The 13,491-nt window shown below is 67.8% G+C and carries 6 protein-coding genes and 1 tRNA gene; 3 read left to right on the top strand and 4 right to left on the bottom strand.

What is annotated here, in order from left to right; genetic code table 11:
- Nucleotides 1-289: 289 nt before the first annotated feature.
- A complete protein-coding gene (locus F6W97_RS24940; RefSeq protein WP_155372813.1) occupies nt 290-4,651 on the bottom strand; it encodes a phospholipase A2 in 4,362 nt (1,453 codons plus the stop codon).
- 124 nt (nt 4,652-4,775) lie between these two features.
- On the opposite strand from F6W97_RS24940, the gene F6W97_RS24935 reads away from it, so the two are divergent.
- Together F6W97_RS24935 and F6W97_RS24930 are read left to right on the top strand one after the other, a co-directional pair.
- Complete coding sequence (locus tag F6W97_RS24935; RefSeq protein WP_155372812.1) at nt 4,776-5,048, top strand: hypothetical protein; 273 nt, start codon at nt 4,776-4,778, stop codon at nt 5,046-5,048.
- A 175-nt stretch (nt 5,049-5,223) separates the two neighbouring features.
- A complete protein-coding gene (locus F6W97_RS24930; RefSeq protein ID WP_155372811.1) occupies nt 5,224-5,688 on the top strand; it encodes a hypothetical protein in 465 nt (154 codons plus the stop codon).
- A gap of 250 nt (nt 5,689-5,938) precedes the next feature.
- Here F6W97_RS24930 and F6W97_RS24925 read toward each other — a convergent pair.
- A tRNA-Leu gene (locus F6W97_RS24925) sits at nt 5,939-6,025 on the bottom strand.
- Nucleotides 6,026-6,164: 139 nt separating this feature from the next.
- On the opposite strand from F6W97_RS24925, the gene F6W97_RS24920 reads away from it, so the two are divergent.
- Nucleotides 6,165-6,725, top strand: a complete 561-nt coding sequence (locus F6W97_RS24920; RefSeq protein ID WP_155372810.1) for a P-loop nucleotide/nucleoside kinase family protein — start codon at nt 6,165-6,167, stop codon at nt 6,723-6,725.
- A gap of 33 nt (nt 6,726-6,758) precedes the next feature.
- On the opposite strand, the gene F6W97_RS24915 is transcribed toward F6W97_RS24920, so the two are convergent.
- The gene (locus tag F6W97_RS24915; protein WP_196279296.1) at nt 6,759-10,133 is read right to left on the bottom strand and encodes a DUF4232 domain-containing protein; all 3,375 of its coding nucleotides are present in this window, start codon (nt 10,131-10,133) and stop codon (nt 6,759-6,761) included.
- Nucleotides 10,134-10,420: 287 nt separating this feature from the next.
- The gene (locus tag F6W97_RS24910) at nt 10,421-13,429 is read right to left on the bottom strand and encodes a glycoside hydrolase family 2 TIM barrel-domain containing protein (RefSeq protein WP_230686937.1); all 3,009 of its coding nucleotides are present in this window, start codon (nt 13,427-13,429) and stop codon (nt 10,421-10,423) included.
- Nucleotides 13,430-13,491: the final 62 nt, after the last annotated feature.

The raw sequence follows: 13,491 nt of genomic DNA, 5'->3' as shown, positions 1-13,491 counted from the left end.
CCCGAAGACCCATGCCGTCAGCAAACTCGCCGGGTTGCGAAGCAGGCCGGGTCGTGGGGGTTCGACTCCCGAAGATCTCGCCGGTCACCTCCGCCACGATGGGCTCGTGATCACGACCAACGGCACCAGCTGGACCATCGAACCTGCCTACGAGCAGGCGCTGCAATCCGAAGAAGCCCATCCGCAGCAGATGCGACCCGCTTGAGCGAGCCGAGTGGTTCACAATCGGCTCGCTCAAGGGGTTCCTCTCACAGAATTGCTCAGACAGCCGAGATCGCTCTTTCGCGACTCACCAATGGGCAGACCCGAAAAGGCGCACCATATTTACATATGTAATCACGTGTTCTCGACAACCCTCTCGGTCGTAGGGCCAGAAGTAACCCGTGTATTCATCGCACTTTCTCAAACCGTCGTACTCCATGACACCGTCAATCCAGACTCTACTGTTGAAGGTGACGGCGGCGTGATTGCGATAGCCGAAATCATGCCGAACGCAAGCCATCACGAAGATGTGCTCGAAGAAGCTGGTGATGGGTGAGGAGCACTTGTTGTCGCTCCAGTCGAACCCGTAGGGATCCCCCAACTGAGATGAATTCTGCTGATCCCCGTCCTTATCTTGCTTCTCTTCGAGCCATGCGTAGTAACTGGTGGTCGACGGCTGCGTGAAGCGCTCGTATTCATCGAGACTTGATCGCATGACGGTTTTGCGGACCACCGCAGAGTCCGTCTCAGCGGTGATGTTCTGCGCCGAAACCTTGAAGTCGTAGGTGTGACCGCCGAAGAGGGCGGTCGTGGTCAGGTAGTTCGGTTTCGTAACCCATAGCTCTTTCCAGGGGTACTGGACCGCGGTCGTGACGTCCTTGTAATAGACCGTGTACCACACGTCCTTTGTAGTGCTCGGAGTCCACTCCAGCAGCAACCACGAATCCCTTATGTCGTCGGCAAGCCCTGTTGACGCCGTTAGATTGGTCGGCGCCTTCGGCACCGGTGGCATCGGCTTGCCGCTGACCGTGTTGGAGTAGCTGGAGCCGGAGAGATTGCCGGCGGCGATCTTCCATTCGTAGGTGTGCCCGTTGATCAGAATTCCACCGTTGAAGGTGCAGCAGCCGACCGATATGGGCAGCTTCTGCCACGACTGTCCGGTCGTCGCGTCCCGCTGATACACCCAGTACTCGACGCTCGACGTCGGACTGGACGTCCATTTCAAGGTGACCTTGCCGTCGCCGACCGTAGCCGTCAGGCCGCTTGGCGCCTGCGGGAGTGGCGGCATCGGCTTGCCGCTGACAGTGTTGGAGAACCCGCTGTCACCAGACATGTTGTTCGCGGCGAGTTTCCATTCGTAGGTGTGCCCGTTGGTCAGCAGCCCACCGTTGAACGTGCAGCACGAGATGACCGGCAACGGCAACTTCTGCCATGACTGCCCGACGGTCACATCCCGCTGATAGACCCAGTACTGCACGTTCGGTGACGGGCTCGCCGTCCACTGCAGGGTCACCCGGCCGTCGCCGGTGGTGGCAGTCAGGCCGCTCGGCGGCTGCGGCAGCGGCGGCATCGGCTTGCCACTGACGATGTTGGATGCCGCGCTGTCGCCGGCTGCGTTCGAGGCGGTGATCTTCCATTCATAGTTGTGCCCGTTGGTCAACAGAGCGCCGTTGAACGTGCAGCATGAGGTGATCGGGGTCGCCAGCTTCTGCCACGACTGCGAAATAGTCACGTCGCGCTGGTAGATCCAGTACTGCACGTTGGACGTCGGGCTCGCTGACCACCGCAGCGTGACCTGCCGGTCACCAGTGGTGGCGGTCAGGTTGCTCGGTGGTTGCGGCAGCCCACCGTAGGCAGTCACCTGGATGGTGTTCGATGCCGGTCCCAGACCCCCATAATTCTCGGGGACAACCTTGAACTCATAGACGTGCCCGTGGGCCAGGAATCCCGCGGTCATCGTGCAGCATGACATGACCGGGAACGGCAGCTTCTGCCACGACTGCGCGATGGTTACATCCCGCTGGTAGATCCAGAAGGAGGCACCCGAAGGCCCATCCCAATCCAACGTGATGGTGCCGTCTCCCGCAGTCTTGCCACGCAGGTTCGCGGGCGCGACCGGCGGGTTGTAGCGCACCGTCACGGACGCCACTGCCGACAGCGGCCCTTCACCGGCCCCATTGACGGCGGCCATCTTGTACTCGTATACGTGGTTGTGCGTCAAGAAGCCGAGGCCCATGGTGGTCGAGCAACACACGGTCACCGGCAGCCCCAGCTTGGTGAACGAGGTCTCTCCCGCGGTGACAGCCCGCTGGTAGACGTTGAACGCCCCCTGCGCCCCGGCAGGTGGAGTCCACGACAGTGTGATGCTGCCATCGCCGTTGGAAACCACCGCGAGCCCCGACACCGTACCCGGCAACGGCGCTTGCGGCACGCCGCTGACCACGTTGGAAGCAGCCGACTCGCCGGCCGCGTTCGTCGCGGTCACCTTCCACTCGTAGGTGTGCCCGTTGGACAATGTCGAACCGCTGAACGTGCAACACGACGTCACCGGCAGCGGCAGCTTGGTGAACCCGGACTCACCTGCGGTCACATCACGCTGATAGATGTTGAACCACGCGTTCGGGTCGGCACTGGTCCACGTCAACTGCACCTGGCCGTCACCGACCGTAGCGGTCACTCCTGCCGGAGCCACCGGCGCCGGATACCGCGCCGTCGCGGCGGTGACGGTCGACAGGGGGCCCTCACCGCCGGCGTTGGTCGCCGCCACCTTGAACTCGTACTGGTGATCGTGGGCCAGGAAACCGGCCGTCGTCGACGACCCGGACGTCACCGGCAGCGGCAATTTGTTGAACCCGGACTCACCTGCGGTCACATCACGCTGATAGATGTTGTACCAAAGATCGGCGGCAGGAGCCGTCCACGCCAACGCGATGGTCCCATCGGCATTCGGCGTCGCCGTCAGACCTGTCACCACAGCCGGAGGAGCATAGAATGCGGTTGCCGTCGTCGATGCCGACTTGGGCGACTCGCCGCCACCGTGTTTCGCCACCACCGTGAACTCATACACGTGCTGGTGTTGCTGCCAGTCGTTGGTGGTGAACGTCGTGCCCTGGGCCAGCCCACCGTTGATCACGCTCGGCTCGGTGTCGCCTGCCGTCACATCCCGCCGGTAGACGTCGTAGTTCCACGCGTAGGGCACCGCATTCCACGAGACGGTGATCTTTCCCGTGGTATCGGCGACCGCAGTCACTCCTGTCGGTGCGGCGGGCGGCCCGATCACAATCACAGCGTCTGCCACGTTCGACACCGGCCCCTCGCCGCTGGCATTGACCGCAGTGACCCGGAACTCGTAGGTGCGCTCCGTTCTGAGGAAGCCCACGTCCACGGAGTTTTGCGACACGGTCGACGCTCGGACGAAGTGAGTCTGGCCCGAGGTGACATCCCGCTGGTACACGTTGAAGGTCAGGCCTGCAGGCGCCTGCCAGGTGAGGCGCACGATGCCCGACGAGTCGGGCGTCGCGACCAGAGCGGTCGGTGCCAGGGGCAACGAGGCGGGATCAGGTACGGGCAGCGGCCAGGTCACCTCCGCGAACCTGGGACGATAGATGCGGATGTCGGCCCTGACGTCGGCTGGATCCAAACTGTTGACGTCGTAGGAGACCAGCAGCTTGCCTTCCGCCGCCTGCTCGGGGTGAAGCTGGGCGTTGTAGATGTTGATCGGCTTGCCGTTTCCGGCAGCCGGTTCGGGCGCGGTGAAGAGATCAACCGGCCCGGAGAACGGTCCCGTCGGAGACGCCGCCGTGTATGCGACGACCTGCGAGTTGAAGGCAATGTTCGATTCCGCGGTGACCAGAACGTACTGCCCGTCTACGACCTGTATCCCGAAACTGGTGCCGATCCCGCTGAGCAGGCGTACCGAGGACGCGGAATCGCTGGTCCACGACGTGCCGTTCCAGAACTGCCAGATGCCATCCAGGCCACCGACAGGGACTCTGGCCACGTGCGCGAACTTCAACCCGCCGAGTCTGGGCGTCTCCGTGCCGTAGACATAGGTGTAGCCACCGTCGTTGAGGAGCGTGGAGCCCCACGCCACCCTGTCGCCGAACGGCAACGCGTCCACGCCGGTCAGGGACAACGACGGCAGCGAGAACGTCGCCAGCGCGCTATTGAGAAATGCGAAGTCAAGCGTGCCGGTGCCCGTACGCCGGAACCGGTTGTAGATCACCTTCAAGTCGGATCCGTCGACGACGGCGTCACCGACCCAGTAGAACTCATCCGCTACACCCGTCGCGACGACAGACGCAGGCGCCTGTGGCGTACCCCCGGTAAGGGTTGTCAACTGGGTGCCGTCCTGAACCACGATCGCGTTGTTCACCATCGTCGCGGTAGAGGACAGCGAATGATCTGCGTTCACTGCCCCCACGAACGTGTCCGCGAACAACCACGCGATCCGACCATCGGGCAGCGGCACGGACACGGTGCCGTCACCACCGGCCCACTTGCCACTCGTGTCGCCGTAGGTGTTAAAAGCAGATTTGAGCGTGTCCGCGACGGTCGGCTCCACAGCCGAGGCGGCCGGGATGTTCAGACCTGTGGCCGCAAGCATCACTGCGGCCGCCAGTGTCCAGTGGACACCGCGACCACGGCGATATCGGCGCTTGATGCGCATGAGAGGTGCCTTTCGGGCTAGCTAGTAGGTATAGCGAAACGGCTCTGTCATCGCCGCGGCAGGCAGCATGTCACGTATCTGACTTTGCGTGTGCCCCCAGAAGCCAATCCCTACAATGACGACATTGAAGATCAAACTTCGCTCACTGCATCCTTGGGAAACTGAGCACCACGTAACGATCCGTAACGTCAGGAGACTCGGACGACTCCGCAGCCCTGTTGCCCTGCCCGCTGCAGTCGGCAGCGACGAGAACGATCCTCACCTGCCATGCTCGACCGCCGTCCGCAGGCTCACCTCTGCAGAAATCGAGGACAAGCTGGCCGACGGCCGGCGCGGCAAGGTCTTCGCTACGGCCCCGCATGCGATGGCGCTGCCGTCCCCCTGGGGACATCTATGACGTCAACCCGGAACGTCGTGAGCGGAAACAGGCCTTCGGTGCGAAGCTACTTGAGCGCTGACACGACACTGTAGCTACCTGCATCCGGCGTAAAGACCGATTCGTCCATCCTCGCTGCACGAGCTCGCCGATTTCGGGTGATGCGAGCGGCTGCAGCAGGACCCATACTCGCCCGATGAGAGAGACGACTGCGCGGTTCGGACCCCTTAACACCATTCTCACCTGGGCGGTTCCGCCGCTTCTCTTCGCGGCGGCAATGGTGGTCGGCACGCTGTCCATCCGGTGGGCGCCGGGCGATATCCCCGGCAGGGAATCGCTCTACAGCACACTGGCGCTGGACCTGGTCCTGTACGGGCTGGTGCTGCTGGCGTGCGCCGCCTGCTTCCGGTGGCCGCGTTCGGCCCTGCTGACCGCCATGGGCGTGATCGGCGCGCTGTCGCACTACTCGCTGCTTTATCTGCACCGGTCGACCGACCCGCTGGCCGGCATGATCTTTATCATCACTGTCCCGCTGGGCGCGCTCTGCGCCGCCTGCGCCCTGATCGCGTTCCTGGTCAGCCTGTCGCGCAACAGGCGGGTGCAGGCAGCCGGATCCCCCGGCCCGGAGACGGGTGCTGCCGGGAGCCAGCCAGCCGCGTGACAGACCGCGTCAGACAAATAGGTCACCGATAGTCCCCGGCGCGCCGAGAACCGCCGCGACCACCTCGCCCGGTCCTGACTCGCGAGACCGACTGCTGAGGCTGGGGCGCTTCATCTGCGGGCCGATGCTGCTTTGGCCGAACCCGAACACAAGCTCGACCTCTACCGGAGCCTTAGGCTCAAGCTCACCCCACAGAAACACCAACGGTGTTCGCCATGATCGATCTTGGCGAACACCGTTGGGATTTAGTTGGTGTCCGAGGGGGGACTTGAACCCCCACGCCCTATACGGGCACTAGCACCTCAAGCTAGCGCGTCTGCCATTCCGCCACCCGGACCGGTGGTGTCCGACCTACCCCGGGCCACCTCCGGAGGCACATCTCCGCTGGTGTCCGGCGTCAGCCGCACGAGCCACAACGATACACGCTCCCCGTTGATCACGCACATCGGGTTACCGCCGCCGGTAGTCTGCCCACCGTGAACGCAGCCGTATGGGTCGTCGCCGGCCCTCCAGGAGCCGGCAAGAGCACCGTCTCCCGCCTACTCCTGGCAGCCCTCACCCCGGTCCCCGCCCTGCTCGACAAGGACGTCCTCTACGGCGGCTTCGTTGCCGCCACCCTCCAGGCCGCCGGCCGCCCCCACGGCGAGCGCGAGGGCCCCTGGTACGACGAGCACATCAAGATCCACGAGTACGCCGGTATGACCGCCGCGGCCCGCCTGATCCGCTCCCACGGCTGCCCGGTCCTCCTGGACGCCCCGTTCACCGGCCAAATCCATGATCCAGACCGCTGGGCTGCATGGGTGACCGAGCTCGGCGGCGACCCCGTACACCTGGTCTGGATCCGCACCGACGCCGCCACCCTGCACGCCCGCCTGACCACCCGCGCCCTGGCCCGCGACGGCCAGAAGCTGGCCGCCTTCGACACCTACCTCACAACCATCCGCGCAGGCATCGAACCGCCGGTCCCCCACCTGACCGTCGACAACCGCCTGGACGCCCCCGACCTGCCCGACCAGATCAAGACGCTCCTGCCCTGAAGCCCACCGGGCCCCAGGGCAGGAGCGAACACGTCACGAGTCGAGCAGGAACGTCCCCACGAACGTCCCCGGCGTACTCGCCGCGTCCTGCCGCACGACCGGCGTGCCCGCGGGCCACGGCAGCTCGAGGATCCCACCACCCCCGGGCAGCGTCAGCTTCACCTTGTCCGGCTGCCAGGCGCCGTCTTCACCGACATCCGCGACCAGATACGTCAGATCGACCCGGGCCCGAGCGCCCGCTGCGAGCATCACCTCGTTGGCCCCGTGCGAGTCCCCCCGCGGCCGGTACACCGGCCCGTACTGCCGATGGTCGGGACCGTTGAGCGTGACATCGGGGTCCCCGAACAGCCCGCACGCCCCATCCGACGTGTTGGTGATCTCCAGCGCGACCGTGAACTGGTGCCCCCACTGCGACTCGGTGCGCTTGCCGTACCCGAACTTGAGCTGCTCGGCCTTGCATGCACCGCCGTCTCCGCCCGGCCCGACCGAGGCCAGGTTCTCCGCCGGGACCTCGGCCGGCGCTGCGGCCCCGGCCGGGCGCGTGCACGGCGGGTCGTAGTCCAGCGTCGGCACGTACCGTTCCCAGATCTGCTCGGTGAGGTTCGCTCCGGTCGCCTCGCAGATCCGGTCGATGACCCGGCGCGGGTCCATGTCCCACATCCGTACCGTCCCGTCGACGTTCGCCGCGGCGAGCATCCGCCCGTCAGCCGACCAGCCCACGGCCTGCACACCGGCGGTGTACCGGCGCGAGGTCAGGTACCGGTCGGTGACCGACACGCTGCTGACCAGCGGGTTTCCGATGAGTGTGGGCTGGGACCTGTCGGTGACGTTCCACAGCCGGACGAAGCCGTCGTTCGCGCCGGTGGCCAGAGTGCGCCCGTCGGGGCTGAACGCCGCCGGGGCCGTCGGCGGCCCGTTGATCGCCGGGGTCTCCGGCAGGGTCGCGACCGGCTCCGGGCTGTCGACGTTCCACAGCGACACCGAGGTGCCGCCTGAGCTCGCGGCCAGGCCGGCGCCGTCGGCGGTGAACGCCAGCGAACTCGCCCCGCCGCCGCCGGTCAGGATCGTGCTGCCGCCGGCGAGGTCGCGGATCTCCAGTTCGCTGCCGCTGATCGCGAGCCGCCGCCCGTCGGGGGTGAACTTCATCGCGGTGACGTTCGCGGTGCTCTTGAATTTCAGCGGGGCGGGTTTCAGGGTGGCTGCGGGTGCGTTCAGGTCGATGAGGTAGACGGCGGCCGGGTTGGCGGCCGTCGCTGCGGCCAGGGTGGTGCCGTCGCTGTTGAGGGCGAGCGCGGTGACGGGGATCTGGGTACCGCCGGGCAGGGTCACGGTGGCGGTCTTGGTGTATCCGTCGCCGTAGCGGATCTGCACGGTCGGGGCGAGCCCATCGTGGCCGGCCGCGATGACCTTGCCGTCGGCGCTGGTCGCGACGGCGGTTCCGGCGCCGCCGGTGTCGCTGCGCAGGGTCGTCGTCTTGGGTGGGGTCGTCATCGTCCAGACGCCGGTCATCGTGCCGTCGTGCACGGATACGACGTAGTCGCCGATCCCGGCGGATTTGACGCTGCTGATCAGGCCCGCGCCGGGGAAGTACGTCGTCGGCAGGTGCCATAGCAGGGCGGGTTGGGAGCCGATGTCGGCGAGCAGGGTGCGTCCGTCGGGGCTGAACGTCAGAGTCGCCCGGTCAGGGAAGGCGGCTTCTTCGACGAATCGGGCCGGGATCGGTTTGAGGGGCGGGCCGAGCGGCAGCGGGTCGGTCGGGACGGTCATGTTCCACAGTTGCAGGGTGCCGTTGTTGGCCATGGTGGCCATGGTCGCGCCGTCGGGGCTCAGGGCGGCGGTGTAGGCGCCGCCGAGGTTGAGGTGCTGCGAGCCGGCGTACTGGATCAGGTCGGGGTCGTTGCGCAGCACCCACCGGAACGCGTTGCTGTGGCCGTCGAGGATGATGACGCTGTCGGCGTCGGGGCCGAACGCGAACCGGGAGTCGCTGGAGCCGCCGACGGGCACGGGTCTGCTGTCGTGCACCGGCTGGCTGCCCTCGAGCCGCCACAGGTCGACCGAGCCGGAGACGCTGCCGGCGGCGAGCCGCCGCCCGTCGTCGCTGAACGCGAGCGCGACCACGGCGGCGTCGCTGCGGGGGGCTTGGACCGCGTCGGCCAACGGTGTGACGGTGTCGAGGCTCCATAGCCTGAGCTGGCCTTTGTCGCCGCCGACGGCGAGGGTTTTGCCGCTGGGGTCGGCCGTCATGGCGGTGACTTTGCCGTATCCGGTGTCGATCGGCGGTAGGTCTTTGGGGTGCTGCGGGTCGGCCAGGTCCCAGCGCAGGATGGTGCCGGCGTTGGCGCGGTCGCGTCCGAGCAGGATGCGGGTGCCGCTCACGAACCGGGGCAGGTCGATGTCGGTGGCCAGGTCGGCGGCGGGGATGGACCCGGCGGCGTTCCAGATCCGGGGTTTGTGCGTCAGGCCGGTGACGGTCAGCAGTTGCCCGTCGGGGCTGAACGCGCCGCCGGTGGCGGGGATGAGGGTCTGCAGGGCCGTGTTCTGGTCGTTGATCAGGTCGGTTTCGATCGTGGGGTCGGCGTGGGTGAGCCATGCGGCGGCGTCGAACTGTGCGGCGGAGGTCGGGTCGCCGTCGGCGCGGGCGGCGTGCGCGGCGGTGCTGAGCAGTTGTGCTGCGGCCTTTTCCTGTTCGAGGAGGTAGTCGGTGTAGACCCTCCAGAGGATCGTGCCGGCGACCAGGGCGAGGACGAAGCCTGCGGCGACGGTGGCCATACGCCAGCGGTGCCTGCGGGCTTCGACGCGGCCCAGTGCGGCGGGGTCGAGGTCGAGGATCCCGGCGGCGATCTTCGCGGCGATGTGCCGGATCTCGGCGCGCCCGCGCAGCGGTCGTCGGGCCTTCGCGGGCAGTTCCTCCCAAAGGCGCTGCCGGCTGAACTTGCCGCGCAGCTCTTCGGGCAGATGCTCGACGAGGGTGGCGATGGCCTGGGTGCCGGAGGCCTTGCCGCCGGTGTACACGATGAGGATGTGCTCTGAGCGCGTCTTCAGCAGGTGCGCGATCTCCTGCTGGACGTAGGGCCGGCGGACCGACTCCTCGCTGGCGAGCAGGATCATGCGGGCGGAGCCGTCGAGGGCGTTCCGCAGCCGTCCGGGCAGGTCCGCGCCGGTCGCGATGTTCTCGCTGTCGAGGAACACCCGCAGACGTCCGCGTTGCCACCAGCGCGTGCCGGTACCGTGCAGCGCCCCGCGCAGGGCACGGGCCACGCCGAGGTCCGGGTCGCGGGCGTAGGAGATGAACGCGTGGTACTGGTGCTCCTGGCCCAGCGCCTTGATCCGGGCACGGATCTCGGCGGCCGTGACCTGCTCGACTTTCGTCGTGGCGGGAGGCTGTTCCGGTGGCGTGTTGTCGGGCACGGGTCCTCCGCGGTCAGCGACGGGTGGCGTTGATCGCGGTGAATGATTCCATCCTGTATGCCATACGGACACCGGCCGTGACGGCGAGGTTCTCCACAATGGAACCCCGCCGGTGTTTGACCAGCGTGCGGTGGCCGATTTTCACCCGTGAGCGCGACGGTCGATCAGCCGGTCGACGCCGTCCGGTAGCCGTGTCCGGTGCCGGGTCGGCGGTGTGCGAGCACCGGACGGGGCGGTGTGCGGCGTACGGCCGGGCGGCGTGTCGACGCCACCCGGCCGGGGTGGGCTCAGCAGGGACGCAGCAGCACCGTCAGGGACGCGGGGCGGGCGGTCAGGGCGTGCTGGTCGAGCACGCCGGGGCCGCAGGAGTTGCTGCCGATGCCGTGCTGGGCCAGGTCGACGTTCACCCATACGTGTTCGCCGGGGACCAGGTCGGTGAGGTGGCGGGCGGCGTCGAGCTGCTCGGACGTCCACCGGCGGGTGGTGAGCTGGAACAGCGGGTCGGTTTCGATGCGTACGCCCGCGCCCGAGGTGTCGGTGATCGTCGCCCAGCGCACGTCGAGCCGGGCGCCGTTCTCCTGCGGGTACACGTACGGGGTCTGCATGGCGTCGACGGTGGTCGTGTAGCGGCCGACGCGGGCGGCGAGCCGGGTGTCGGCGTAGGCCTCGCCGGGGCCGCGCCCGAACCAGGTGACCTGGTCGTGGGTGGCGGGCAGGCCGAACCGCAGCCCGAGGCGGGGCAGCGGGACGGTCCATACGCCGTCGGGGGTGATGTGGAGCTGCAGGCGCAGCGTGTCCCCGGCTTCGCTCCACCGGTAGGTGACCAGTAGTCCGGCGTCGACGGCCGCCGGGGCGACGCGGGTGCGCACGGTGAGCGCGTCGGCGTCGGCCGCCAGGTCGACGACCCTTTCGTGTACGCGGTGCAGCCCGGCCCATCGCCACTGCGCGGCCAGGGTGTGCGCGTCGTTGTCGGTCGGCGCCCGCCACAGGTCCACCCGTGGCGCGACCAGCCTCATCCCGGCGAATTCGACGAGCCTGCCGCGCTCGTCGAATCGCGCGGCGCGGGGCGCGGCGAACCCGGCCGGCCCGCCCGGCGCCCCGGCGGCCGAGGTCGGGACCGGCGCGAGGCTGTCCAGGGCCAGGCCCGTCGCGCCATGGCCGTTGATCGTGGTCGGCGTCGCCGTCTGCTCCGCGGTCACCGTCGGATGCGCAGGCTTCGCCGTCGTGTGCCGGGCTGTCACCGTCTGATCCGCGGATGTCGTCCCCGCCTGCGGGTCCGGCCATTGGCCCCAGGCGACCTCATGTCCGGCCGCCGCCCAGGCGGTGTCCGTCGCGAGCACGGCGCTGACCGTCCACCAGCCTTCGCCGGGTTGTCCGGGCAGGTCCAGCGCGGGCAGCGCGACGACCTCGGAGCCGCCTGCCGCGAGTTTCGGGCAGGGCAGATCGCCTCTGCCGTGTGCGACGCCGTCGATCTCATATGTCCAGCGCAGGGTCAGGCCGGACAGGTCGGTGAAGTCGTGCCGGTTCTCGATCGTGAACGCGCCGGAGCCCGCGTCGGTGATCCGGACCGGTTCGATGACCTTCTTGTATTCGAGCAGCCCCGGCGACGGCGTCCGGTCGGGGAACACCAGGCCGTCGCAGATGAAGTTGCCGTCGTGCAGCGCTTCGCCGAAGTCGCCGCCGTAGGCGTGGAACTCACGCCCGTCGTCGGTGTGGGTGCGGATGCCGTGGTCGATCCATTCCCAGATGAATCCGCCCTGGAGCCGGTCGTAGCGCTCGAACAGCTGCTGGTATTCGTGCAGGCCGCCGGGTCCGTTGCCCATGGCGTGGCCGTACTCGCACTGGATGAACGGCATGGCGCGGCGGCGGGCGTCGAGCGCGGGGTCGTCGAGCGCGGGTTCTTCGCCGCGGCCGATGAGTTCGACTTCGCCGTGGTCGGCGTACATGCGGCTGTATACGTCGGTGTGCCGGCAGCTCTGGTCGCCTTCGTAGTGCAGGGGCCGGGTGTCGTCGAGGGCCCGGATCGCGGCGGCCATGTGGCGCAGGTTGTCGCCGACGCCGGCTTCGTTGCCCAGGGACCACATGACGATCGAGGGGTGGTTGCGGTCGCGGGCGACCATGCGCTGCGCCCGGTCGACGAGCGGATCGCGCCAGGCGGGGTCGGCGGTGGGGTTGCGCCGCCAGCCGTTCTCGCCGAACCCGTGGGTCTCCAGGTCGCATTCGTCGATGACCCACATGCCGAGTTCGTCGCACAGGTCGAGCAAGCGCGGGTGCGGCGGGTAGTGGCTGGTGCGTACCGCGTTGATGTTGTGCTGTTTCATGAGCAGCAGGTCGGCGCGCATGAGTTCTTCGCTGACGACCCGGCCGTGGTCGGGGTCGAATTCGTGCCGGTTGACGCCCCGGAACAGCACCGCCCGCCCGTTGACCTTGAACAGGCCGTCCTCGACCGCGACGGTGCGGAACCCGACGGCCACCACGGCACGTTCGACGCCGGTGGCGACCTCGACCCGGTACAGGTGCGGCGTCTCCGCGGTCCACGGCGTCACCGGCAGTTCGAATGTCGTGCCCGCGGGCACTGCGGACAGGCCGAGCTCAGGGCACGTCAGCGTCGCACCCGCGACCGTGTCGACGCGCAGGGTCCCCAGGCCGGTGAAGTGGTCGTATCCGGCATGCACGCGCACGTCGGCCAGGCCGCCGTGGGGCCGGGCGAGCAGGGTGACGTCGCGGAAGATGCCGGGTAGCCACCACATGTCCTGGTCTTCGACGTACGTGCCCGCGGACCACTGGTGCACGCGCACGGCCAGGACGTTGCCGGCCGGGCGTAGCAGGTGCCCGACGGTGTACTCGCTGGGCAGGCGGCTGCCGAAGGTGACGCCGAGTTCGGCGCCGTTGAGCCAGATCCGGCCGCAGGAGTCGATGCCGTCGAAGCGCAGCAGGGCGTCGCCGCCAGAGGGCCAGCCGTCGGGCAGGTCGAAGGTGAGGCGGTGGTCGCCGGTGGGGTTGTCGGTGGGCACGTACGGCGGGTCGACGGGGATCGGGTAGCGCACGTTGGTGTAGATCGGCTTGCCGTAGGGGTGGTCGGGGCCGCCTTGCAGGGTCCAGTGCGAGGGGATGGCGATCTCGTCCCAGCCGGTGTCGTCGAAGTCCGCGGCGGCGAAGTCGTCGGGGGCGTCGGCGGTCGGTGACAGCCGGAAGCGCCAGGTGCCGTTGAGGCTCAGGTGCGGGGCGTCGGTGGCCAGGTGGGCGCGGGGTGCGGTGGCTCCGTACCCCGTAGAAATCGTTTCCAGGTATCGCACGTCGACAGATTCCAACACGACCCACCAGATGTCAACGCGGCCCGTGCCGGTGTAAAGAATAT

Origin of the sequence: Catellatospora vulcania (assembly GCF_009720385.1) — a bacterium.
Taxonomy (GTDB): domain Bacteria; phylum Actinomycetota; class Actinomycetes; order Mycobacteriales; family Micromonosporaceae; genus Catellatospora; species Catellatospora vulcania.
This window is presented reverse-complemented; position numbering and strand designations above follow the sequence as displayed.